Below are 24,751 nucleotides of genomic sequence, written 5' to 3'. Positions count from 1 at the left end.
ATCCGTTCAATTATGCTCTATCTTTAGAAGAGTTTTGCTGTTTTAGTAAGTCGCGAATTTCGCCAAGAAGTTCTTCTTCTTTTGTTGGTTCTGGAAGTTCTTCCTCTTTTTCTTCTTCTCTTTTAGATGTTAGTTTGTTGAAAACTTTAACAAACATAAAGATAGCAGCTGCAATAATTAAGAAATCAAAAATAGTTTGGATGAAGTTACCATACATAATAGATGATTTACCGAATGTAATTTTTAAATCTGTAAAGTCAACGCCACCTAATACCATACCAAGTAATGGTGTGATGATATCTTTTACTAAAGAACTAACGATTTTACCGAATGCAGCACCGATTACAACCCCGACAGCTAAATCGATTACATTCCCTTTGAAAGCGAACTTTTTAAACTCGTTCCACATGTGTTAATCCCATCCTTTCCACGATTCATTATGAAATTTATAATTCCTATCAACATATTCTATAGAAATTTATGAGAGAAATAAAGAGGGAATGGGAATGAAAGTAAATTCTGAAAAATGTATCCGTTTTAATTTTTATTTACATCATCTAGTAGAGATTGCAACAGTTGCTGCGTTTTTAATCCTTCTAATCCATCTACAACGGGCTTTGTATCGCCTTGTACACACTCAATAAAATGATGAACAGCATCTTCAAAACCACGTTGTTTTAACGTCGTATCCCATGATGGGGAACCACTTTGTGAAACTGAGTTTTCCTGTTCAATTTCAAATGTATTCATATTTTTTACGCGAATGATTTTTCCTATCGTTACAAGTTCAATTTGTTCTAAATTAGTACCGGCATGGCGATGCATTGCAGTAGAAAGTAATAGTCCACTTGGAGTTGTATATGTATGATGTCCGTAAAGAAGTTCATTCTTTTCATTGATTTGCATCATATTGTGAACGGCGTTAAGGTCATCATTAGCTAACCAGCGAGCAGTATCTACAATGTGTAAATAATCATCTAACATAGTGAAGTCGTACGTATATGGCCCGACTTTATTTGTACGATGCTTTTCAATTCGAATCCATGAAATATCATGAGCCTGTTCTTTGGCAGCGACATACATAGGAACGAATCTGCGATTAAATCCGACCATTAATTTTCGGTTATACTTCTCGCTTAACTCGACTAGTTGCTCAGCTTGTTCCACTGTAGCTGCTAGCGGTTTATCAACATAAACGTCGATCCCTTTTTTTAGAAGTTCAGAAACGATTTCATAATGCGATGCAGTTGAACTATGAACGAAGATTGCATCGCATTCCGAAGCTAACATTTCAATAGAATGAAAGTCTTGAATTCGGTATTGCTGGCAAACTTGTTTTCTTTTCTGTGCGTTAGGTGTAAACGCCCCTACAAAATTCCAATCAGTTTCTTTTGTAAGTGTTGGAAGATAGGCCTTTTGCGCAATACTTCCAAGTCCAATCATCCCAATTTTAGGTTTGTTCATTTTTATTCCCACCCTATTAATAGTAATGTAACGGCTTAAATGTAGCATAGGGTGGGGGAGGAAGGCAAAAATTAGCTTTTTACTTACGGCCTTCTAACAAAATCTTCTCTATCTCTTCAAAGTGATGAGTGCGAGCATGCTCTAACGGGGTAACACCATCATTGTCTGGAATATTTACATCTGCACCGTGCTCAATAAGAAGGCGAATGACTTGTTGCTGTGTTTCGTTTCCGTTACTTAGTACGATGGCTTCCATTAAAGCTGTCCATCCCAGGTTATTTACATGATTTACATCAATATTTGTTCGAGTGAGGAGTTCTTTTATAACGTCAATATAGCCATGTTCTGAGGCTGGGATAAGAGCTGTTCCGCCGTAACGATTTGTAATCGTAGGATCTGCACCAGCATCAATTGTTAGTTTTAAAATGTCTAAGTAACCTTCCGCACCGGCGTATAGAAAGGGATTGTTTTTCATGTCATCTTGGATATTTACGTCAGCACCAGCTTCGATAAGCGCCTTTGCGGTTTTTACATCATTTTTGTATGTAGCAATCATAAGCGGAGTGCGTCCTTGACTATCCGTCGCATTTATATTTGCACCTTGTTTTAGTAAAGATATAACAGTATTCGTTTCATTTTTTTCAGTGGCTGCTAGTAGTGCAGTCTCCATGTTTATCATCTCCTTTTTTATTTCTTGTTCTTGCGAGCATCCTTGTAAAAAAATTACGCAACATATCATACTGAATGTTTTTTTGAACATGGAATTTCAACCTCCTAATTTCAACTGTAAAATAGGAACATTAAATTTTTATAAACTGACGCTAAAATTACTATAAAATCGCTTGAGTAATTGAACATATCTTTTTATGCTTATAAATAATAAGGTTTGATAAAGTGAGGATTTAAGATATGTCTATTAAAACAAGGTTTTTATTTTCTTATATTGCTGTTATCCTCGTTTCCATTACGCTTATATTAGTCGCGGGATTTTTAATCGTTTTTTCGATAACAGGTGACTTGGAAGCAGTGAAAAATTTCTATAAAAGTTCTTACATTCAAAAGCCGCTTACACCAGAAGAAGAGAATACGTATATGGAATTGAAATTAGCGGCAAAGAAAAATCAATCACAACTATTAGATGAATTGTTCGTTTCATCACTTGAAAAAGAAGGTGTGAAAATAGTTGTAAGAAAGGGAGAAACCATTTCTTATGCTACAAAAATATTTGAAAGTATATCTTTAAAAGAAGCCCTTCCGAAATTTGAATCAGCAAATATTAATAGTCGTGGTACAACGGAACTAGGCGATACATTTTATCGATATGTAAAATTTGATTTTTATTTTCCCGGGGATGAAGAAGGAAGTATATTTGTACTAAAAAGACAAAGTTCATTTGTAGATCTTACACAAAAGTTATTTCCGATTTTGTTCGTATCACTTTTACTGTTAGCCATTTTGCTTATTGGATTATTAAGTTACCTCGTCTCAAGAAGTGTAATAAAGCCAATCTTCGTATTGAAAGATGCGACTGAGAAAATAAAAGAAGGGGATTTAAATTTTCAAATTCCAGTTACATCGCATGATGAAATCGGGCAATTAAATCAAGGATTTGAAGAAATGAGGAAGAAGTTAAAAGAATCGATTGAAGTGCAAACACAGTATGAAGAAAATCGAAAAGAGCTTATTTCAAACATCTCTCATGACTTAAAAACACCGATTACATCAATTATCGGATATGTAGAAGGAATAAAGGACGGGATAGCAAATACGCCAGAAAAAATGGATAAGTATTTATCAACTATCCATACGAAGGCAAAACATATGGACACACTCATTGATGAACTATTTTTATTTTCGAAGCTCGATTTGAATCGGGTTCCATTCCAGTTTGAAACAGTTGAATTGAATACGTTTATGCAAGAATTAATAGAAGAGATGCAGATGGATTTAAGTGAAGAAGGTATAGAAGTGCGCCTACAGTTACATTCATCACCACTATATGTAACGGCTGATTGCGAAAAGATCAATAGAGTTATATCAAATTTAATTCATAATAGTGTGAAATACATGGATAAAGAAGAGAAGAAAATTACTGTAACAGTATCGAGTGATAATAATAAAGTTATTGTGAAAGTGATGGACAACGGATCAGGTATAGAATCTGATACATTGCCGTATATCTTTGAACGTTTTTATCGTGCAGAGCAATCGCGGAATTCTAGCACAGGTGGAAGTGGACTTGGTTTAGCGATAGCGAAGCAAATTGTTGAAGAACATGGCGGGGGAATTTGGGCGGAAAGCGAGCTTGGTAAAGGCACAAGCATTTTCTTCTCATTGGAAAAAGTAGAGGAATGTGGTGAGTAAATTGAAAAGAATTTTATTAATAGAAGATGAAGTAAGTATTGCAGAATTACAGAGAGATTATTTAGAAATTAATGATTTCCAAGTTGATGTAGAGCATTCAGGAGAAATAGGTTTACAAACAGCTCTGCAAGAAGACTATGATTTAATTATTTTAGATATTATGCTTCCGAAAATGCACGGATTCGAAATTTGTAAACAAATACGTGCTGTAAAAGATATTCCGATTCTACTTGTTTCAGCAAAAAAAGAAGATATAGATAAAATTCGCGGACTCGGATTAGGAGCGGATGATTATATAACGAAACCGTTTAGCCCGAGTGAATTAGTCGCAAGAGTAAAAGCACATATTGCCCGTTATGAAAGATTATTAGGAAATGTAAGTAAGCAACGTGATACGTTATATATTCACGGAATTTCTATCGATCAACGAGCGAGAAAAGTTTTTATAAACAATGAAGAAGTTGCGTTTACAACGAAGGAATTTGATTTATTAACATTCTTTGTCACACATCCAAACCAAGTATTAAATAAAGAACAGTTATTTGAACGCATTTGGGGATTAGATTCCGCTGGGGATTTAGCCACTGTTGTCGTCCACATTAGAAAGCTACGTGAAAAAATTGAAAGAGATCCTGCTCACCCGCAATATATTGAAACAGTATGGGGAGCTGGTTATCGTTTTAACGTGTAATATACCTGCCGAGTAATTGGCAGGTTTTTTATGTTATTTGCAAAAAGGAAATAATAGGTAATTTGTGTTAAGATATAAAGAGAGATAAAACATAGTAGAGCATGAGAGGGTGTGCTACATTTTGGGAGATACATTACAAGATAATAAATCAAACAAGGTCTTAAGGATTGGAACTAATATTATAATTATTTTATTAATTATTGGTGCAATACAAATGTTTTATGATAAAGATTATACAAATGATCATTTCGGCTGGTTATTTTTAGTATTAGGTTGGATAGTTAGAAGCATTTTTAATATTACGATAGGTTTAAAAGAAGGAGATAAAAAGTCAGTGTTGTTTGATGTAGGTTTGGTGCTCTTTTCCTTTTATCTTTTATTTTTATATAGTACGAAATATTTCTTCTGAAAATTTAGCTCATAGTCTTATAGAGACTGTGAGCTTTCCTTAATAATAACGGTACTGGCGTAACGATTTATAAAATATTTGAGTAGTAGAAGTAAACAGGGTCGCTTCTTCTAAAAAAGGATAATGGTTGCTCTCCTCAAATGTCACAAAAGTAGAATCGCATATACCCTCATGTATCTCGATGGAATATTGAATAGGACACTGCACATCATATCTTCCGCATATAATAAGTGTCTTTGTTTGGATGAAAGGTAAATACTCTCTTAAATCAAATGAAGGATATTCATTGGCGAAAGCATTCATCCGGCTAATGGACATTGTTTTGTTGATTGGTTTACAAAAATAAGAGTTGTAGTTTTCTGGTTTAAACAATGATAATTTTGTTCTCTCAGTAGATAGTTCTTTTCGTTCTTCACTTGTAAGGTGAGGGCTTTTTAAGTTTTCGATGAGTTTTTGCATATAATGAAACTGTGGATGTGCTGGGTGATAAATGCAAAATGGTGTTTCGGTATAGTTACTTGCTGCAGCGCCTGCTATGACTAATGAGTGTAAGGAATTTGGATATGTAATCGCATATAAAAGTCCAAGCATACCACCTGCTGAATGACCGGCGAAATGCCATGTTGGAAGTTGTAATGCTTCTCGTATGGCTTCTAAGTCGTGGATTGTTTCAATCATGCTTAATTCGTTTTCTGACTGGGCGGTTACAGAGCGACCAGTATCTCGTAAATTAATGAGAAATACACGATGCGTAGCAGTAAAAACATCCGCAAAGTAATCACCAGTTTCATTAAATTGTGAATAGTGATGTGTAATACAAAGCGATTCGCCATTTCCTTTTGTAAAGAGTTCAAATGTACCGCGTTTCGTGTTGATTATTTGTTGTGTCCACATAATATCACGACCTTTTCTCATAAAAGTTGGGCCAGACTGTTATGAAATGAAAATATATCAGCGATTATTAGAATATATCGGCGCAACTCGGAATATATCAGCGATTATTAGAATATATCGGCGTAACTCGGAATATATCAGCGATTATTAACATATATCGACTTACCGACAGAAAACGACAATAATAGCAAACTTCAAATAAAAGGAGGCTATTCAAAAACGAGCCTCCTTTTCGTTAGTATAAAGATTTTGTCATATTATTCCGAATAATTTCAAGGGATTTCGCTACAGTTAATGCGTTTTTTTCTTCAATTTCTGGTTTACGGGGGATAGGTTTATACATGTTGTCTGGATCTTCCCATGTGAGGGGAAGTTCTGTTTCTGCTTGTCCTTTCCAAGCTGCAATCCATTCTGGAGGGAGATAACCTGAGATGTTTTGGATGTTGTTCATTTCGAGCCAAATGAGTGCCCAAGCTCTTGGAACGACGCGCCAGTGATCATAGCCACCGCCGCCGACAGCGATCCAGCGACCGTCGCAATATTCATTAGCAATTTCACGAGCGAGCTTCGGTATTTCGCGGTAAATATTCATTGTCGCACAAAGATGTGTAAGTGGGTCATAATAATGTGCGTCAGCACCATTTTGCGTTAAAATAATATCCGGTTTAAAGTACGCTGCAACTTCTTTTACAACAGTTCGATATGCTTCTAAGAACGATTCATCTTCTGTAAAAGCATCGAGTGGAACGTTAAAAGAATAACTATAACCATTACCTTGTCCACGTTCGTTTACAGCGCCAGTTCCAGGGAATAAATAGCGACCAGTTTCATGCAGTGAAATGGTGCATACGTTAGGGTCATCATAAAACGACCACTGTACGCCATCACCGTGATGAGCATCTGTATCAATATATAAGACGCGTAAACCGTATTTCTTTTGAATATATTTCATTGCGATAGAACTGTCGTTATAAATACAAAAGCCAGATGCTTTGCCGCGAAAGCCGTGATGTAAGCCGCCGCCCAAATTAAGTGCGTGTTTTACTTTTCCGGAAAGAACAGCATCGACAGCTGTTAACGTACCGCCAACGAGCAATGCGCTTGCTTCGTGCATATTTGGGAACATCGGTGTATCTTCTGTTCCGAGTCCATATGTCATCGCAATTGATTTTTCTAACTTTCCTTCTCCAGCACGTTTTACCGCATTTATGTACTCCTCTGTATGAACGTAGGCAATCTCTTCATCTGTAGCCATCCGTGGTGAGATGATTTGAGAGGGAGAGATGAAACCGCCCTTTTGTAATAAATCATACGTAAGTGTGACGCGCAGTTGGTTAAAAGGATGATCAGGGCTAAATGAATAGCCCCGAAAGTCATCCGAATAAATAAACGCGCTACTCATGCTTGCATCCCCATGATGTTTGGCCATAATACGCGGTAGCCTTCTGCTTCAAGTGCATCAATCACTTTTAGAGGATTCATCGTTTGAATGCGGAAAACGAGTACTTTATCATTCTCGTCTTTTGCTGGGTAGACGAGAACGCTCACGATATTTATTTGTAAATCACTAAAAATAGCAACGACTTTTCCAAGAATACCAGGTTCGTTTTTTACTTGAATTTCAATTTGCGAACTTGGTTGATGTGCTCCTGTTAATTTTACTAATGTGTGCAGTACTGTAGATTCAGAAATGATTCCAACTAACTTCCCGGCCTTTGTAACAGGAAGACAGCCAATTTTATTTTCAAAAAATAAAGTAGCAATTTCCTCAACAAAATCGAGAGGATGGCAAGTCATAACAGGATGTTTCATAATAAGCTCGAGCGGTTGCTGTAGCATATCGAGTGAAACTTGTTCATCTAGAATAGACGGACTTGCATCTCTTACATCCCGATCAGAAATAATGCCTACGACGTGATTATTTTGATCGACAATTGGAATGTGCCGAATGCCTTTCGTGCGTATCGTTCGGATTGCTGTTTCGATTGTATCGTTTGGATGTAATGTAACTACATTTTGATTCATAATTTCTTCTACAATCATTCCAGTTGCCCCCTTTATTAATACATAAAACGATTGTGAAAACGTAGACGATCAAAAGCTTGAATAGAATCCGTATCAACGCGTTTACCGATGCGGACCATTAAACAGTTGGCAGGATGTGAACAAATTTCAGGATCGTCTGTAGCCATCCATTGTAACCCGCCAGCATTCATCATCTTCTCCATTACTTTTCGGTATTCCCACACATTCAATCCTGTTTGTTTCAAATCCCAGTGCCAATAATATTCAGTCGTCAATATAATGTAATCTTCCATATAATCGTCCATCATAGAAACCTCTAGTAAGTTCTTTCCGACAGAACTCCCGCGGAAGGCTGGGACTACTTCAATTGCCCCAAGCTCAATTAAGTTTTCCATTTTTCCTTCTGACCATCGTTCAAGTGGATCAGGATACAAGTATGTAACATATCCAACAATTGTTTGGTCATGTCTAGCAATAATGAGACGAGCTTCTGGTAATTTAGAAATTTCGACAATTGCTTTATATTGTTGCTCGGCAGGACGAAACGCAATTAAGTCTGGATGAAACTCATACATTTCTAAGTTATGTGTAGAGACAGGACCTTCAATAATTAAAGTGCCTTTCGCTGTTTTTAAGTTTCTAGCATTATATATTTTTTTATGAATCAATGTATTGCTCACCACCTTGAGGGTTTGTGAATCTATTAATATCGTACTTTATAATATATGCGATGTGAATCGAAATTTGTCATTAAAAATTTGTCTAAAAATCAACAAATATACTGAAAATTTTAAATAATGTCATTATAATAGATAATAGAATACATAGGAGGGGGATGTAAAGTATGAAAGTAGAAACGCTTCCTGTCATTAAAGGAGAAAATAATTTGCCGAATTATGATGAGGCATACGCGAATTTTAACTGGGAAGAGGTTAATAAAAACTTTACTTGGAATGAAACAGGCCGAGTAAATATGGCGTATGAGGCAATTGATAAGCATGCGAAATCCGATCGAAAGAATAAAGTAGCTCTTTATTATCAAGATGGATCGCGAAAAGAGAAATATACATTTAAGGAAATGAAGGATTTTTCTAATAAAGCAGGAAACGTCCTTAAGAATTATGGCGATGTAGAAAAAGGCGATCGCGTTTTTATTTTTATGCCACGTTCTCCAGAGTTATATTTCGCACTTTTAGGTGCAGTGAAATTAGGAGCAATTGTTGGACCGCTATTTGAAGCATTTATGGAAGGCGCAGTTCGCGATCGCTTAGAAGATAGCGAAGCAAAGGTGTTAATTACAACGCCTGAATTGTTAGAGCGCGTACCATTAAATGATTTACCGGCTTTAAAAACAGTTTTCCTTGTTGGAGATAATGTAGAAGAAGGCGGTAAAACGGTAGCGTTCAATCCTTTATTTGAACAAGCTTCAAAAGAATTACATATTGAATGGTTAGGCCGTGAAGACGGCTTGATTCTACATTACACGTCTGGTTCTACTGGTAAGCCAAAAGGTGTGCTTCATGCGCAAAACGCAATGGTTCAGCACTATCAAACGGCGAAGTGGGTATTAGATTTAAAAGAAGACGATGTATATTGGTGTACTGCTGACCCGGGCTGGGTAACTGGAACAGCTTACGGTATTTTCGCACCGTGGTTAGTTGGAGCGTCAAACGTTATTTTAGGTGGACGCTTTAGTCCAGAAGCTTGGTATGAAGCACTGCAAGATTACGGTGTGACGGTTTGGTACAGCGCACCAACAGCATTCCGTATGTTAATGGGAGCTGGACAAGACGCAATTAAAAAATATGACTTATCACAAGTTCGTCACGTATTAAGCGTTGGTGAGCCGTTAAATCCAGAAGTAATTCGCTGGGGTATGAACGCATTTGGACTTCGTATTCATGATACGTGGTGGATGACAGAAACAGGTGGACAAGTTATTTGTAACTACCCTTGTATGGAAATCCGTCCAGGTTCAATGGGTAAACCAATTCCAGGTGTGAAAGCAGCGATTGTTGATAATGAAGGAAATGAAGTGCCTCCTTACACAATGGGTAACTTAGCAATTGCGAAAGGTTGGCCATCTATGATGCGTGGGATCTGGAATAACCAGCAAAAATATGAATCTTATTTCATGCCGGGAGATTGGTACGTATCAGGCGACTCTGCCTATATGGATGAAGATGGATACTTCTGGTTCCAAGGACGTATTGACGATGTAATTATGACGTCAGGTGAGCGCGTTGGTCCGTTTGAAGTAGAAAGTAAATTAATCGAGCATGCTGCTGTTGCAGAAGCTGGTGTAATTGGTATTCCTGATCCGGTGCGCGGCGAAATTATTAAAGCATTTATCGCACTTCGAGCAGGATACGAACCATCTGATGAATTAAAAGAAGAAATTCGTCAATTTGTAAAGAAAGGCCTAGCAGCTCATGCAGCGCCGAGACAAATTGAATTTAGAGATAAATTACCGAAAACGAGAAGTGGTAAAATTATGCGCCGCGTATTAAAAGCGTGGGAGTTAAACTTACCAACAGGTGACTTATCAACGATGGAAGATTAAGAGAGAAAGGTCTGAACGAAAAATGTTCAGGCCTTTCTTTTTTATGATATCATGAACTTATATATATAAGTTAAAGGGGGTAGTATGATGAAACCAGAAAAGGAAAAGATGATACTAGGAGAAATGTACATACCGGCTGATCCAGTTTTAGTACAAGAAAGAGAGCAAGCACGTATATTAACGAGAAAATTAAATGATACGCCAGAAGAGCAATTGAAAGAGCGTAGCGAAATCGTAAAAGAATTATTCGGAACGACAGGAGATAATATTCATCTTGAATCTTCTTTTAGATGTGATTACGGCTATAACATTCATGTCGGTGAAAATTTTTACGCGAACTTTGACTGTACGATTTTAGACGTATGCCCGGTAACAATCGGAGTGAACTGTATGTTAGCTCCAGGTGTCCACATTTATACAGCAACGCACCCACTTGATCCAATTGAGCGTATAAGCGGATCAGAATACGGAAAACCAGTTACAATTGGCGATAACGTATGGATTGGCGGAAGAGCAATTATTAATCCAGGTGTAACAATTGGAGACAATGCAGTGATCGCATCTGGTGCTGTCGTAACGAAAGATGTACCTAATAATGTAGTAGTTGGCGGGAATCCTGCAAAGATTATAAAAAAACTAAAATAATATTTGAACGAAGTGCCTTCCTCGTCTGTATACATTTATGAAAGAATAGATGAGGGAGGTTTTTTTATATCTAATAAATTACTCTTTGCGACGTTGTAAAGGATTGGAGAGAAGTGAAATTCCACCTCTATTTGACACGCCTATATAAATGATGGTATAAAGAAAAGTATATGAATAATTGAGCGTGGAAAGGGAGAAGTAGTGATCATTTCCCTGTTTTAGAGAGCTGATGGCCGGTGAAAATCAGCACATAGATGATCGCGAATTACGCCCCTAGAGCATCTTTTTTCGATTGAATTATATTCAAAAGGGAAAAGACGGTGCTAAGCCGTTATGTAAATAAGGTGGTAGGCTTTTTTTGCCTGCAACTAGGGTGGTAACGCGATAATCAAAATCGTCCCTTATTTGAAGGGGCGATTTTTTTATGTTTTCAACTTTCACGCCAGTAATGAACTTAAAGGAGAGTATGTAGGATATGGGTATTTTACAAGATCTTGAATTTCGCGGTCTAATTAATCAGCAAACAGATGCTGAGGGCCTTGAGCAATTATTAGAAAAAGAAAGCGTTAAATTATACTGTGGTTTCGACCCGACAGCAGATAGCTTACACATTGGTCATATGTTACCAGTATTAATGTTACGTCGTTTCCAATTAGCTGGTCACCAACCAATCGCACTTGTTGGCGGTGGTACTGGTATGATCGGTGATCCAAGTGGTAAAAAAGCAGAGCGTACATTAAATACGAAAGATACAGTTGCTTACTACACAGAAAGCATTAAAAACCAACTTTCAAACTTCTTAGAGTTTGAAAACGTGGACAACCCAGCAACGATGGCTAACAACTACGACTGGCTTGGTAACTTAGATGTAATTTCATTCTTACGCGATATCGGTAAAAACTTCGGTTTAAACTATATGTTAGCAAAAGATACAGTAGCATCTCGTTTAGAAACTGGTATTTCATTCACTGAGTTCAGTTACATGATTTTACAATCATACGACTTCTTAAACTTATACCAACAACATAATTGCCGTCTGCAAATCGGTGGTAGTGACCAATGGGGTAACATTACAGCTGGTCTTGAATTAATCCGTAAATCAGAAGAAGATGCGAAAGCATTCGGTTTAACAATTCCACTTGTTACAAAATCTGACGGTACGAAGTTTGGTAAAACAGAAGGCGGCGCAATTTGGTTAGACCCAGAGAAAACAACTCCTTACGAGTTCTACCAATTCTGGATCAACACAGATGACCGCGACGTTGTTAAATACTTAAAATACTTCACATTCTTATCTCACGAAGAAATTCTTGAGCTTGAAAAGCAAGTAGCTGAAGCGCCAGAAAAACGTGCAGCACAAAAAGCATTAGGTTCTGAAATGACAAAACTTGTTCATGGTGAAGAAGCATTAGAGCAAGCGATTAAAATTTCAGCTGCATTATTCAGCGGTTCTGTAGCAGAACTGACTGCAAGCGAAATCGAGCAAGGATTCAAAGACGTACCATCTGTAGAACGTACTGCAGAAGATACAGTATTAATTGACTTACTTGTAGAAAGCAAAATCTCTCCATCAAAACGTCAAGCACGTGAAGATGTAACGAACGGCGCAATCTACGTAAATGGTGAGCGTACACAAGCATTAGACTACGTTGTAACAGAAAACGACCGCATCGAAGGTAAATTCACAATCATTCGCCGCGGTAAAAAGAAATATTTCTTAATTCGTTACTAATAAATAAAAAGCTTTGAGGAATTTCCTCAAAGCTTTTTTGTTTTAATCTCCTTTTCGAGTTCATACGGAAATCACATGTAAGCGGTATGATAAACGTATAACAATTAGAAAGGAGTGGTAAAACGAAATGTCACTAGAAGCGTTGATTATTTTTTCTTTGCTAAACGCGGGTCAACTTGCAGAGAATTCGAAGGTTGATATACATAAAGAGCAGAAAGATGCTTATGTATATGTTCAAAAAGAGGAAAATAAATAACTTTAATATATATAAATAAAAGCTACTCGAAGTAACTGTTTTGGTGTCTTCGGTAGCTTTTTGAATTATGAATAAATAGGAATTAATTCTCGCTTGAAATCTTCGTACATTTCAAAGGCGATTTTCATGATTTCTTTGAGTTCATCGTAACTGTGGAAGCATGGACGAAGTATTTTTTCTGTATCATTTGATAATATTGCTACAAACATAGCCCATGGATCTCCAGCTCTTATTGCACCATTATGTCGTGCAGACCAAATAAACTCAACAAGGCCATGTTTTAAACTAATATTAAATCTAAAAGTATAGATGTTTTTATTCTTGACCTCACCAACAATAAAAAAGTTTTCTTTTTTCATAAAACGAGCTTTATAGCCAAGAGACTCAAATACTGCAATTACTTTTTCGTTTTCATAGTTTTCAAATGTGTTTTCTCTATCTGGAAATTGTTTTGATAATGCTTTATATCTCTGAATAAAATCAATTTTTGTAAGGCTGGCTTGTATTTCAGGTTTTAATGAATACGCCAAAAATTACTCCTCCCTAATTTTTTATATTAGATCAAATAAAGCAGTATACATTTTAGATACATGAAGAAATCCGCCTTTTGTAAGTCGGATTTTTCTTAGTTTAATTCTATTAAAATATTATGATTGTTAATTGAAATGTAGTTATTTTTAGCAAGATTTTGCAGTTAGCTATTTAAAAGTGTAAGTATATCTCCTTTAAATATAGCAGCTATTTCCGCTTCCTCTAATGAATCTCCCCATCTAAAAACTATATCATCTTTTGGGCAGAGATGAATGGAAAGGTTAAAATAATCTATTTCATCTTTCCATTTGTTATATTCATTAAATGCTTTTTTGAAGATTTTTCTAACATTTTCTTCCGCAATTATATCATTATTTTTACTTGCAATGATTGTAAATCTTTTAGGATTACTAGAAACTATTTCAATGGCATCTGGAAGTTTCTCAAGACAAAACTCTGCAATACTTGAGTAGAAAGTTGTTCCTCCAACTTTCATTTCAACTTCTGGCCCCTTATTAAATCCCTCAAGTTTCCATTTGGTTTGAAGAGCTTTCCATACCTTTTGGTATTTTTCAATTTTAGAGTTTTTGTCTTTGATTTCAATAGCTGCAAGCAAGTAGAATTTGTAGACATTAGTCAAATCATGTTTCATAAATACTTGCTTGATTTCAGTGCCACATACTTCTTTGAATTGTTTTTTTTCATCTGAGCTAAATAACATGGAGCCATTAACACTGAATAAACTTAAATTTGGTAAATTACCGACTCTTTTGATTGCTTCATCCTTACTAAACCATTTGTAGTATGAGAATGCATCTTCTTCTACTTCATTCCAACACTTCATTTTACCACCTCAATTTTAATAGTCATAATGATTCCCATGTACATCATTGAAATGTGATCCTCTATTTTGAGATGGATCATCTGGATAAGTATGACCGTCTGAATGCTCTCTTATAATCTTACCATCTTTGAAATGATAGTCTCTTCCAGGAATAGGGTTCCCTCTTTTATCTACAGCTGGTGTCACCTTAGTTGGCTGTTCATTAACAGGAATACCGCTTGCTCTCTTAGCTCCTTTAGGAGTAAAATTTGGCGGTCTTTGTCCTTTTTCTGTTTTTACATAGTCTTTGTAGTATCCTAGTTATAATATTTTCACCAGTAAAATCAAATATTCCTTTTCCATGGTATTTGATTCGAAACAAAGGAAAAGCTAGCGTAAACGTTAGTTTAAATATTAATCAGGTGTTCTTCTTTGTGTGATTTTTATCTCCATCGCCATGCAATCGTGGTATCTTCAATGTGGATTGCTGGAATGTCGATTCCTAAATATTTCCCTTCGTTCTCATCGAAAACGGACCAATTTTCATCGTCTAGAAATTCAGGATCAATAGTTTCAAAGTCAAAAGTACTGTCTTCGTCTACCATTTCACGAAAATATTCTTGATAGGGTTTACTATTATCATTTAAATGTATTGTTCCATACATCCATGGTGTTTCTACAAAAATGTCTCTGATTTCACCTATTTCAGTATCTTTAAAGTATAATTTCATATTTGCACCTTCTTATTCATGAATTTTGAAATAGTCTTTTTGTATTTCGTCTTTTATCAAATACTTATTATCTCTTTTTGTCCACTTTAGAGCAAGTTTTTTCCAATGAGGTGTTGTGTTAGTCTATCTTGCGCAATTAAACGTTAGAAATCGAATAGAACGGTATAAATTTTAGTTAAATGAAGAAATCCGGCTCTTGTGAGTCGGATTTTCTTTTTTTATATTTAAAATAATATTGTTTTTCTTTAATATAAAATTATGAATAGATAGGAATTAATTCTTGTGGCTCCACTTTTACTATTCATGTTAAAAGTCTAAATCTTTTTCATTACCATCATAATCTACTAGTAATGATCCTTCGTCTAAGGTATCCATTAACCATTCCACCAAAACATTCCATGATCTAGAAACGCTGTGAGTCTCCCTATCCCATTGTATTACCGTTGCATCGTATCCATTGCTTGATTCTAAGTCTATACATATCGAGTCACCATAGTTTAAATCTGCGATGATTAAATACGTGTCTGGCATCTTTGTCGGTCTTCGTTCTTTTTTAAACGAATCATTTAGATAAGAGCCACCACGCTGTTTTGGGCCCTGAGCAGCTGTATAAATTTCTGACAGGACTGTTCCAGGTATAAATAATTCTCCGCCATTACACACTTGGAGAAAATCTTTATATATATCAGGAATTTGAATGTTAAGTTCATTTTGAAGGCTTGTTATATCTTCTAAGTTAATTCCATTGTTTAGGGTGTGAATGCCATCTACATATTTATTAACTTCCTCAAAAAATGGTTGTAAATGATTGTTTTTTGAATAATATTTTCTTAGCATAAAACCATCTCCCTTTATTCATGTTTCCAAGGCACAACATCTCAAATCTAGATACATAAAGAAATCCGGCTCTTGTGAGTCGGATTTTCTTTTTATATATATAAGATAAGATTGCCTTTCTTATATATAAAATTATGAATAGATAGGAATTAATTCTTGTTTAAAATCTTCATACATACCTAAAGCAATTTTTAAAATTTTTTCTAAGCTGTCATAATCGCTAAATAGTACGGGCTTAATTCTAGTATCTGGAGAAATTAAAAGTCTTGAATATAGACTCCATGGACTACCTAATCTTAGTTCATCATTATGATAAACTACCCAAGTAAAATCCAGAACGTTTACTTTAATACCAATATTAAAATAAAATAAATTTTCTTTTTTATCACCTAGTTCTCCAACTTTTAAAAAGTTTTCTTTTTTATCATAAACTGATTTATAACCTAGATTTTCAAGTATTTGTTGAATTTCTTCAATATTGGGATTAGGAATGATTTCTTCGGCATCATAATTTTCTCTCGAAAAAGAAGAAAGTTCTGTGTATCTATTAACAAAGTCAATTTTTTTTAGTGCTGTTTCTATTTCAGGTTTTAATTTTAAGTTCATAATTAATTCTCCTAAAACCTTAAGTCTGTCCTTGTTTTTTAGTCATTACTTCATGTATTTTTAAGGTGAAATTATGAATAAATAGGAATTAATTCTCGCTTGAAATCTTCGTACATTTCAAAGGCAATTTTCATGATTTCTTTGAGTTCATCGTAACTGTGGAAGCATACTGCCGGCAATCTTTCAGAACCATTGGATAATACTTTTACAAACATATCCCATGAATTCCCAACTCTAACTTCACCATTATACCTTGCAGACCAAATGAACTCAACAAGCCCATATTTTAAGCTGATATTGAATCTGAAAGTATAGAAATCCTTGTTCTTTACTTCACCAACAATAAAAAAGTTTTCCTTTTTCATAAAACGAGCTTTATAACCAAGGGATTCAAATATTTCAATAGCTTTTTCGTTTTCATAGTTTTCAAACGAACTTTCACTATTTGATGAAAAATTTTCAGATAGCTCTCTATATCTCGTTAAAAAATCAATTTTCTCAAATACTTCTTGTATTTCAGGTTTCAATGCATATGCCATTTTTTATTCCTCCCTAAATCTAATATTAATGTCATATTTGTTTTTCGCCAATTTTATATATTCATCTATTTTTTTGAAATTTTTATTAGATGCTGGAATCTCTAATATTTGTTTTCCTTGTAGTTCAGTGCCGTCTATTTCGTCGTATTTATTTGAACGAATTTTAGTGCCAACTGCATACTTAGTTTTCATTTCTTTCAAATGTTTTTCAAAAGTTTTAATATCGATATCCTCTAAATCTGTTGCTTTTCTAGAAATTATTTCTCTTTCAAATGGGTCATATGAATCTAATCTTTTACCATTACTTAAATGGACCTCATTATTTGGATACCATCTATTTTTTTCTGCAGTTTTATTAAACTTATTTCCTCTTGCCATAGGTGAATCTTTTGTCCAATAATCACTTGCTTCTTTCCAGTTCAATCTATCTTTAGGTATTTTACCGTCTTTTGCTTTTCTAACGCAATATTCCGCATATTTTAATTCTAAATCAGATTCGACAAACTTACCATCTTTTAAAAGATTTTTAGAGGAACCTCCAGAAGAAGACTGAAACCTTTGCAAAGTATCAATACTATTTTGAACGGTATTATACCATACAAATGTACCATGTGTAGCAACACCTGCTCCAGCGGTTGTAAGAGCTAAATCAGCTGGGATAACAATTGGTGATGCTGCCCCGAAAGTTACTCCTTCTAACAATACGGTTCCAACATTTGATCCTGTTACAATAGCTATACCGCCCAAAATTTCAAAAATAGATCCTACCCCTGATACAAAATTACCCACAAGATTTCCGGCTTGAAAGGTTGTTTTGTTTTCTAATTCATTGCCCATTGGTAATTCCACGCCTGTAAAGTTTTCAGCAGCTGAATTACAAATTCCTTGGAAGAGTTCCCAAGCGCCAATAGCTGTTTTTTGGTACCACGGTCTATTAGCTTCTTGTTCCTGCAAAGCCATTTTTTCTTCAATTTCTTTTTTTATTTCGGCTTCTTGAACTCTTTCCTCTGCAATTTTTTGAATAGAGGTTATCCATTCCATATTCAACCCTTGTGTACTAAATGTACCACTGACGGGACTAAAACCTTTTCCGCTTTGTACTTCCGCCAAACCTGTCGCAATGCTAGCGGCTAGTTGGAGTGCAGTATCATAATTATTACTAGAAGTATAATTAAATTCATATAGATGTTCTAATTTTTCTTGCAGTTTTTGCCTCATGACAGTAAAAAGATTTACCATAGCGTCCATACCTGGGATCGACATAGTTTGGTTGAGCGCTTCTGTACTTGCTATCATTCGATCGATTTCTCGAATTTGTTCTATTATCTCCTGTTCGATAACATCTGTAGAAGCTACCTGTGATTGAAAGTCTCTTGGAAAGGCATCATTTTGAAGGATTAATTCTTCGCATAAGTAAATGATTCCTTGTGCTAACGGACGAAAGGTTTGTAAGAAATATGCTTTTGCACTGCTATATGTTTGCCCTTGTAGAACAGTATCCAATGCAAAAGCGTCAATAGAATGAATAATTTGTTCCATACCTTGAATAGTAGCGTTACATAAAGAGTTCATACTTTCTGTTTGAGCTTGTACTTCACCGAGATACATATTTAAAGACATGAACTTTCCCTCCCCTTACAAGAAAATAATACCAATTTAAGGAAGGGGTTGTAAATCGAATATTCTAATAATTTGACAGTTAAAGAGATACTTGTTCATTAAGTTTTTTTAATCTTATTCAGATGCTCGGGTGATGAAGAGGTTTTTAAGTTGAATGTGAATAGAAAAAGGGAAGGTATAGATTATGTACAAATAAATACGTTGTAAAAATAATGTTAACAAAAGGAGAGTACAGCAAAGAAAAATGAATTATGGGGTAGGTTTTTATTAATGTGGATAAAAATGGATGAAATTTTAGAGAGAGGGCTAAGTTTTATTTTGTTACATTGTTCCGTTTTTATACATATACAGGCTATATTTAATAAAAAAAGCCCAGGCCCCTTGATAAACAAGGTTCCTAAGGCTTTTAATACGACTCTTTGCAGAGTACCGAGATTAACGAGAGTAGAACTCTACGATTAATGCTTCGTTGATTTCAGCTGGTAACTCAGAACGCTCAGCGTGACGAGTGTAAGTAGCTTCTAATTTGTCAGCATCGAAAGTTAAGTATTCTGGTACGAAGTTGTTAACTTCGATCGCTTCTTTAACAACAACAAGGCTGTTAGATTTTTCGCGAACGCTGATAGTTTGACCAGGTTTTACACGGTAAGATGGGATATCTACGCGAGCGCCATCAACCATGATGTGACCGTGGTTTACTAATTGGCGAGCTGCACGACGAGTGCGAGCTAAGCCCATACGGTAAACTAAGTTGTCAAGACGAGCTTCAAGAAGGATCATGAAGTTTTCGCCGTGCTTACCAGGCATTTTACCTGCTTGGTCAAATGTGCGACGGAATTGACGCTCAGTCATGCCGTACATGTGACGAAGTTTTTGTTTCTCTTGTAATTGTAAACCGTATTCTGAAAGTTTCTTACGTTGGTTAGGACCGTGAGGACCTGGTGCGTAAGGGCGTTTTTCTAATTCTTTTCCTGTGCCGCTTAGAGAGATTCCAAGACGACGAGACAGTTTCCAAGCTGGACCTGTATAACGAGCCATAGTTGACTCCTCCTTTAAAAATGTTTTTATTTACGTAAAATAAAAACAGACGTAATCGATATTTACGGGCATTTTGTTTTCATGTACCTTCGCTCCAGCAGCAGGGAGTTACGAGATACACCTCCGTAGAGGAACAAAATACAAACGATAAACTCACATTACAAGGCTGCCTTTTTATTTTACACAAACGCTATTATATCTTTTACCCAGAGTTTCGTCAAGCGAGTACGTTTTTGTTTTATGCATAAAAATTTTGGAAATTAATATAAGAAGGAATTTAAAACAATATAGAAGAAGAGATAGAAACACAAATAAAACGCTTACATAAAATGAAGGAAAACGTTCATCAAATTTTTATGGATGAATATGCGGCAATAAAAACATAAGGGGGATGTTTTTATGAAAAAGAAGCATATGGAGACAGCGTTAATTCACCACGGTTATACACCTGAGGAACATAAAGGAAGTTTAACACCACCTTTATTTCAAACTTCTACATTTACATTTGAGACTGCGCAGCAAGGAGAGGCGAGTTTTGCGGGAGTGGATCCATCTTATATTTACTCACGGCTTGGAAATCCAACTGTGAAATTATTTGAAGAACGTATGGCGTTGTTAGAAGGAGGAGAAGAAGCACTTGCCTTCGGATCTGGTATGGCAGCTATTTCAGCAACGTTAATCGGTTTTCTAAAAGCTGGAGATCATATTATTTGTTCAAATGGATTATATGGATGCACGTACGGTTTTTTAGAAGTGTTAGAAGAAAAATTTATGATTACGCATTCGTTTTGTGATATGGAGACAGAGGTTGATATTGAAAATAAAATTCGCCCAAATACAAAGCTTATTTTCGTTGAAACACCGATTAATCCGACAATGAAATTAATTGATTTAAAACAAGTGATTCGGGTTGCAAAGCGAAATGGCTTACTTGTTATTGTTGATAATACATTTTGTTCACCTTATTTACAAAGACCGCTTGAGCTTGGCTGTGACGCTGTTGTGCATAGTGCGACAAAATATATTGGTGGTCACGGTGACGTTGTAGCGGGCGTAACAATTTGTAAAACGAAAGCATTAGCTGAAAAGATTCGCCCGATGCGAAAGGATATCGGCGGTATTATGGCACCGTTTGATGCGTGGTTATTATTACGCGGGTTAAAGACGTTAGCAGTAAGAATGGATCGTCATTGTGATAATGCAGAAAAAATTGTATCGTTCTTAAGAAAACATGATGCGGTAGAAGGTGTTTGGTATCCAGAAGGGGAGTTAGCATCTCGTCAAATGAAACGCGGGGGCGGTGTTATTTCTTTTTCAGTAAAAGGCGGAAAAGAAGAGACGCAAGCGTTTATTAATGATCTTCACTTTATTACAATTGCGGTGAGTTTAGGAGATACAGAAACGTTAATTCAGCATCCAGCAACGATGACGCACGCTGCGATTCCAGCTGAACTAAGAAAAGAAATGGGCATTTTCGATAATTTAATACGCTTATCAGTCGGTTTAGAATCGTGGGAGGATATCGTTTCTGATTTAGAGCAGGCATTAAAGAAAATATCTACTGTTAATCAATAAAAAAGAGTGAGCTATCGGTTTTGTACAGGACGTACTAAATCGATAACTCGCTCTTTTCTTTTTACATATGTTTTAGGAGTGTTTCCACAAACTTTTCTAAATAGCGCTGATCTACTTCATCGAAACGATTCTTTTCAGGACTATCAATGTCAAGTACACCAATGACAGCTCCTTCTTTCACAATCGGTACAACGATTTCTGAATTAGAAGCACTATCGCAAGCGATGTGACCTGGGAATTGGTGAACGTCTGCTACAAGCTGCGTTGTTTTCGTTTCAGCTGCAACGCCGCAAACGCCTCGTCCAAATGGAATGCGCACGCAAGCAGGCATTCCTTGGAATGGTCCAAGAACAAGCTGAGTTCCTTCTGTTACGTAAAAGCCAACCCAATTAACGCGATCTAAAAATTGGTTTAATAATGCGGACGCATTTGATAAGTTTGCGACTACGTTTGATTCGCCAGTTAATAACGCATCCAGTTGTTTAATTACTGTCTCATATTGCTGCACGCGAGATCCTGCATAACTTTCTTTAGTAAACATGGAAACAGCTCCTTTTTTATCGAGATGTGTAAAATATTAGCAAAATACGATGTATTTCACATGACTTTGTCGATAGAAAATTAAAGGAATTTGTCTTAAAAGTCAAGAAATTTAAACTATAGCTGTTCAGTGAAGGGAAGTGAGCGCATGAAGCAGACGAAACAAAAAGTAATTGATGCGGCAATATCGTTGTTTAATACGAAAGGTTATGATGGAACGTCAGTGCGAGACATTGCAAAGCGAGCGGATGTGAATGTAGCGAATATTTCATATTATTTTGCTGGGAAGCAAGGTTTATTAGAACAGCTTATTACTGATTTTTTAGAAGGATATATTCATGTGATTGAAATGTCGTTTGAACAGAGAGAGTATTTGTCGGCTAAAGATGTAATGGTGCAAATGGTGCGCGGGATTTTACGATATCAATTTGAAAATAGAGAACTAACACGTTTCTTCTACCGAGAGCTTTCGCTTGATACGACATTAATTCGTGAAGTGATGACCGTTTATTTTTCTAAAGAAAGATATTATATAGAACAAATGATTAGACAAGGACAAATGAAACAAGAATTTCAGAAAGTATCATTTACAATGTTTATGACGCAATTAAAAGGTATGATAAGTATGCCGTTTTTATATCCACAATATATATCAGAAGTACTCCATTCTTTCCCGTCTGAGACATTTTTCATAGAAATGTATACGAAAGAGATTGAGCAATGGATGGAACAAGCATTATGTAAAGCGAATATGTACCATGAATGGCCAAGAGCTGTTCATATGTGAAGAATCCCCACCTAACGAACTGAGGTGGGGATTTTTATGTTTACTTTTCTTTGCCATAAATTGTTACATAATAGCGCGATAATTGTTAATGCAGCTCCAGCGATTTCAATTTTATCCACTGTATAACCTCGAAAGATAGAACCGATTAGTGCAAGGATAGGAACTAAATTCATAAATAATATGCCGTTAATAGATGAAATATAGCGATTTCCCATATTCCAGCAAAATACAGCGATAACGCCTGCGATAATCGACATATAAAAGAGCTCAAAACGAACGCTCACAACTGTACGCAGTGACGGTATAGTAACTATATTTGTGTACGTTAAGAAAGTAACAATAACGATGAGTGAAATGGAGCCAAATAAACAAGTTAATGTCGTGTACCTAAGTGGTGACCAAGATTGAAAACGAGCACCCCCGTTTGTATAAATGACCCAGCAAGTAACGCCGCATAGCATCAATATATTTGTCGATAAGTGGCTTGCAGCTCCAAATAATAATTCAATATTTCCTTTTGAAATGACAAGCATAACACCAAGTAATGCAACGAACATACAAAGGAATGTATAGTTTTGTGGGCGGCGATTTTTCGTTATCCATTGCAGTGATAAGGCAATCAGTGGCATAAGGGATTGAATCATAGCTGCATGGATTGCTCCGGAAGGTCCAGCAAGTTGTTGTCCGTAGAAAACGAGAAAACCATACCCCGCGAAACCGACTGTCCCGTAAAAGAATAGAGAAAGTGTTCTTTTTTCTAAGCGGAGTGAAGTCTTTCCTTCAGTAATTAATAGCAAAATAAGAAAAATAATAGCTGCTGATCCATAGCGAAGCGTTGTGAAGAAGAATGGATCGATAAATTGCAGAGCATTTGCCATTACAGGAAACATAAATCCCCAGGCAGTGACGGCGAGTAAGCATAGAAAGGATCCGAGTAGCATTTGTTTTTTGTTCAAGAGTATCTTTCCCCTTTACATTTCGTTATAGTAAGTTGATGAAATAAGTATAAAGAGTAATTGTTTATAGGAGGAAATATCGATTTCTTATAACGGTTATAACTTTTTGTTAGAGGTGTGTACAATGGATTTGGAGGCAGTACGATCGTTTATTGAAGTGAAGCATACGCGAAGTTTATCAAAGGCAAGTAAGATTTTACATATATCTCAACCAGCGCTTAGTAAACAAATTCAAAAGTTAGAAGCGGATTTAGAGGTTACTTTACTTAAACGTTCTGCGCAAGGAGTAGAGTTAACGGAGGCAGGAGAGTTATTTATAAAAAGAATGTTACCAATTTTGGAGCAAATAAATGAAGTGAAAACAGAAATGAGGGGGTATCAAGAGAACCGGAAGTTTTCAATTGGTATACTACCGAGTTTAGCGGAGTATTACATATCAGAATGTAAAGATATATTAGGTGATGAGTTCGAAGTGGAATGGCAAATCGGACATACGGAAGTATTAAGAGAGTTATTTAAAGCGCGGGAGATTGACGCGATGTTCATCGATTCAGTAGTAGAAGGTGCTACGTATATAAAAGAAGTGCAACAAGAGAAAATTGTTTGTGCCGTTTCAAATAATCATCCGTACAAAGAGAAGATAGTCATTCAAATAGAAGAGCTGCACAATGAAAAATTAATTGTATATCCAGAAATATGTGATGTAAGGAAAATGATTATGAACATGTTTCATGAAATAGGTGTAAAACCAACTATAGCTGTGGAAACATCTTACGCAGAACCGATGCTTGCAATGGTAAAAGCTGGCCTTGGTATCACGTTACTTCCAGAAAGGGCAGTAGAGCAGTCTGTAAGGCAAGGAAATGTACATGTAATTTCTGTTGAACCACCACTCATGCGGAAAATTTATTTCGTATCCCATACGAAAGATTGTTTGTTATTACAATCATTTGAGGATAGGTAGTGACGTAGGCGGAATATTGAGAAAGATTACAATCACATTGAAAGGAACATGAAATTTTTAAAAAAACTAGGTCAAAAACAAACCATTACATGGTATGATTAGTACATTGTTAGTTGTTAAATATAGGGGAATTCCCTTTTTATACATAATGCCTTCCATTT

General features: G+C 35.9%; 28 protein-coding genes and 1 other annotated feature. Of the genes, 10 read left to right on the top strand and 18 right to left on the bottom strand.

From position 1 onward, the window contains the following. Positions 1-10: 10 nt before the first annotated feature. The 3 genes from mscL to MHB52_RS24165 all read right to left on the bottom strand — a co-directional run bounded on the left by mscL (position 11) and on the right by MHB52_RS24165 (position 2,224). On the bottom strand, positions 11-409 hold the full coding sequence (gene mscL / locus MHB52_RS24175) for a large-conductance mechanosensitive channel protein MscL (RefSeq protein ID WP_000267003.1): 399 nt from the start codon (positions 407-409) through the stop codon (positions 11-13). Between the two features lie 128 nt (positions 410-537). Beyond that, positions 538-1,464, bottom strand: a complete 927-nt coding sequence (locus MHB52_RS24170) for a Gfo/Idh/MocA family protein (RefSeq protein ID WP_061663952.1) — start codon at positions 1,462-1,464, stop codon at positions 538-540. 79 nt (positions 1,465-1,543) lie between these two features. Further along, on the bottom strand, positions 1,544-2,224 hold the full coding sequence (locus tag MHB52_RS24165; protein WP_061663953.1) for an ankyrin repeat domain-containing protein: 681 nt from the start codon (positions 2,222-2,224) through the stop codon (positions 1,544-1,546). 149 nt (positions 2,225-2,373) lie between these two features. Here MHB52_RS24165 and MHB52_RS24160 point away from each other — a divergent pair, with 149 nt between their 5' ends. The 3 genes from MHB52_RS24160 (at position 2,374) to MHB52_RS24150 (ending at position 4,928) form a co-directional block, all read left to right on the top strand. Further along, a complete protein-coding gene (locus tag MHB52_RS24160) occupies positions 2,374-3,828 on the top strand; it encodes a sensor histidine kinase (RefSeq protein ID WP_061663954.1) in 1,455 nt (484 codons plus the stop codon). 1 nt (position 3,829) lies between these two features. After that, on the top strand, positions 3,830-4,519 hold the full coding sequence (locus tag MHB52_RS24155) for a response regulator transcription factor (RefSeq protein ID WP_061663960.1): 690 nt from the start codon (positions 3,830-3,832) through the stop codon (positions 4,517-4,519). A gap of 121 nt (positions 4,520-4,640) precedes the next feature. Further along, positions 4,641-4,928, top strand: coding sequence for a hypothetical protein (locus tag MHB52_RS24150; RefSeq protein ID WP_000502934.1), 288 nt, complete (start codon positions 4,641-4,643; stop codon positions 4,926-4,928). A gap of 39 nt (positions 4,929-4,967) precedes the next feature. Here the strand turns inward: MHB52_RS24150 and MHB52_RS24145 are convergent, their stop codons facing one another. From MHB52_RS24145 to acuA, 4 genes are all read right to left on the bottom strand, one after another. Beyond that, the gene (locus tag MHB52_RS24145) at positions 4,968-5,843 is read right to left on the bottom strand and encodes an alpha/beta fold hydrolase (protein WP_137025961.1); all 876 of its coding nucleotides are present in this window, start codon (positions 5,841-5,843) and stop codon (positions 4,968-4,970) included. Between the two features lie 214 nt (positions 5,844-6,057). Continuing rightward, the gene (gene acuC / locus MHB52_RS24140; protein WP_080119306.1) at positions 6,058-7,224 is read right to left on the bottom strand and encodes an acetoin utilization protein AcuC; all 1,167 of its coding nucleotides are present in this window, start codon (positions 7,222-7,224) and stop codon (positions 6,058-6,060) included. Beyond that, positions 7,221-7,865 carry an acetoin utilization AcuB family protein gene (locus tag MHB52_RS24135; protein WP_000634583.1) on the bottom strand — a complete coding sequence of 215 codons (645 nt, stop codon included), beginning with the start codon at positions 7,863-7,865 and terminating at the stop codon, positions 7,221-7,223. Before MHB52_RS24135 ends, acuC begins: the two co-directional genes overlap by 4 nt. Before the next feature lie 17 nt (positions 7,866-7,882). After that, positions 7,883-8,515, bottom strand: a complete 633-nt coding sequence (gene acuA, locus MHB52_RS24130) for an acetoin utilization protein acetyltransferase AcuA (RefSeq protein WP_000581388.1) — start codon at positions 8,513-8,515, stop codon at positions 7,883-7,885. Positions 8,516-8,691: 176 nt separating this feature from the next. Here acuA and acsA point away from each other — a divergent pair, with 176 nt between their 5' ends. From acsA to MHB52_RS24110, 4 genes are all read left to right on the top strand, one after another. Beyond that, positions 8,692-10,410: an acetate--CoA ligase gene (acsA, locus tag MHB52_RS24125; RefSeq protein ID WP_000862049.1), complete on the top strand. Its 1,719-nt coding sequence runs from the start codon at positions 8,692-8,694 to the stop codon at positions 10,408-10,410. Between the two features lie 84 nt (positions 10,411-10,494). Next, entirely contained in the window at positions 10,495-11,055 is a 561-nt protein-coding gene (locus MHB52_RS24120) for a maltose acetyltransferase domain-containing protein (protein ID WP_080451640.1), read from the top strand. Positions 11,056-11,231: 176 nt separating this feature from the next. After that, positions 11,232-11,460, top strand: a binding site (T-box leader). A gap of 70 nt (positions 11,461-11,530) precedes the next feature. Further along, positions 11,531-12,787 (top strand): tyrosine--tRNA ligase, encoded by a 1,257-nt coding sequence (gene tyrS, locus MHB52_RS24115; protein ID WP_000512083.1) that lies wholly within the window; start codon positions 11,531-11,533, stop codon positions 12,785-12,787. A 127-nt stretch (positions 12,788-12,914) separates the two neighbouring features. Further along, the gene (locus tag MHB52_RS24110) at positions 12,915-13,043 is read left to right on the top strand and encodes a hypothetical protein (protein ID WP_000050940.1); all 129 of its coding nucleotides are present in this window, start codon (positions 12,915-12,917) and stop codon (positions 13,041-13,043) included. 65 nt (positions 13,044-13,108) lie between these two features. Here MHB52_RS24110 and MHB52_RS24105 read toward each other — a convergent pair whose 3' ends face one another. The 9 genes from MHB52_RS24105 to rpsD form a co-directional block, all read right to left on the bottom strand. Continuing rightward, the gene (locus MHB52_RS24105) at positions 13,109-13,573 is read right to left on the bottom strand and encodes a hypothetical protein (protein ID WP_016118728.1); all 465 of its coding nucleotides are present in this window, start codon (positions 13,571-13,573) and stop codon (positions 13,109-13,111) included. Positions 13,574-13,737: 164 nt separating this feature from the next. Continuing rightward, positions 13,738-14,418 (bottom strand): hypothetical protein, encoded by a 681-nt coding sequence (locus MHB52_RS24100; RefSeq protein WP_016118727.1) that lies wholly within the window; start codon positions 14,416-14,418, stop codon positions 13,738-13,740. 15 nt (positions 14,419-14,433) lie between these two features. Continuing rightward, positions 14,434-14,604 (bottom strand): HNH/endonuclease VII fold putative polymorphic toxin, encoded by a 171-nt coding sequence (locus MHB52_RS24095; protein ID WP_227593279.1) that lies wholly within the window; start codon positions 14,602-14,604, stop codon positions 14,434-14,436. A 236-nt stretch (positions 14,605-14,840) separates the two neighbouring features. After that, positions 14,841-15,128, bottom strand: a complete 288-nt coding sequence (locus MHB52_RS24090) for a hypothetical protein (RefSeq protein WP_016118726.1) — start codon at positions 15,126-15,128, stop codon at positions 14,841-14,843. Between the two features lie 306 nt (positions 15,129-15,434). After that, positions 15,435-15,965, bottom strand: a complete 531-nt coding sequence (locus MHB52_RS24085; RefSeq protein WP_061663957.1) for an SMI1/KNR4 family protein — start codon at positions 15,963-15,965, stop codon at positions 15,435-15,437. Between the two features lie 132 nt (positions 15,966-16,097). Next, a complete protein-coding gene (locus tag MHB52_RS24080) occupies positions 16,098-16,571 on the bottom strand; it encodes a hypothetical protein (RefSeq protein ID WP_016118724.1) in 474 nt (157 codons plus the stop codon). A 71-nt stretch (positions 16,572-16,642) separates the two neighbouring features. After that, entirely contained in the window at positions 16,643-17,110 is a 468-nt protein-coding gene (locus tag MHB52_RS24075) for a hypothetical protein (RefSeq protein ID WP_000312675.1), read from the bottom strand. Between the two features lie 3 nt (positions 17,111-17,113). After that, a complete protein-coding gene (locus tag MHB52_RS36850) occupies positions 17,114-18,730 on the bottom strand; it encodes a T7SS effector LXG polymorphic toxin (RefSeq protein WP_061663958.1) in 1,617 nt (538 codons plus the stop codon). 435 nt (positions 18,731-19,165) lie between these two features. Next, positions 19,166-19,768 (bottom strand): 30S ribosomal protein S4, encoded by a 603-nt coding sequence (gene rpsD, locus MHB52_RS24065; RefSeq protein WP_000135317.1) that lies wholly within the window; start codon positions 19,766-19,768, stop codon positions 19,166-19,168. A gap of 399 nt (positions 19,769-20,167) precedes the next feature. Between rpsD and megL the strand changes: the two genes are divergently transcribed. Continuing rightward, on the top strand, positions 20,168-21,343 hold the full coding sequence (gene megL / locus MHB52_RS24060) for a methionine gamma-lyase (protein ID WP_000726564.1): 1,176 nt from the start codon (positions 20,168-20,170) through the stop codon (positions 21,341-21,343). Positions 21,344-21,404: 61 nt separating this feature from the next. Here megL and MHB52_RS24055 read toward each other — a convergent pair whose 3' ends face one another. Further along, on the bottom strand, positions 21,405-21,884 hold the full coding sequence (locus tag MHB52_RS24055; RefSeq protein ID WP_000494342.1) for a GAF domain-containing protein: 480 nt from the start codon (positions 21,882-21,884) through the stop codon (positions 21,405-21,407). 147 nt (positions 21,885-22,031) lie between these two features. On the opposite strand from MHB52_RS24055, the gene refZ reads away from it, so the two are divergent. Further along, the gene (gene refZ, locus MHB52_RS24050) at positions 22,032-22,670 is read left to right on the top strand and encodes a forespore capture DNA-binding protein RefZ (RefSeq protein WP_000814923.1); all 639 of its coding nucleotides are present in this window, start codon (positions 22,032-22,034) and stop codon (positions 22,668-22,670) included. Positions 22,671-22,681: 11 nt separating this feature from the next. Here refZ and MHB52_RS24045 read toward each other — a convergent pair whose 3' ends face one another. Continuing rightward, complete coding sequence (locus MHB52_RS24045) at positions 22,682-23,626, bottom strand: DMT family transporter (protein WP_001986680.1); 945 nt, start codon at positions 23,624-23,626, stop codon at positions 22,682-22,684. Between the two features lie 124 nt (positions 23,627-23,750). On the opposite strand from MHB52_RS24045, the gene MHB52_RS24040 reads away from it, so the two are divergent. After that, the gene (locus MHB52_RS24040) at positions 23,751-24,590 is read left to right on the top strand and encodes a LysR family transcriptional regulator (RefSeq protein ID WP_000362536.1); all 840 of its coding nucleotides are present in this window, start codon (positions 23,751-23,753) and stop codon (positions 24,588-24,590) included. Positions 24,591-24,751: the final 161 nt, after the last annotated feature.

The organism is Bacillus sp. FSL K6-0073 (assembly GCF_038006085.1).
In the GTDB taxonomy this organism is placed as follows: Bacteria; Bacillota; Bacilli; order Bacillales; family Bacillaceae_G; genus Bacillus_A; species Bacillus_A cereus.
The sequence above is the reverse complement of the archived record's forward strand: the minus strand, read 5'-3'. Positions and strand labels throughout refer to the sequence as shown.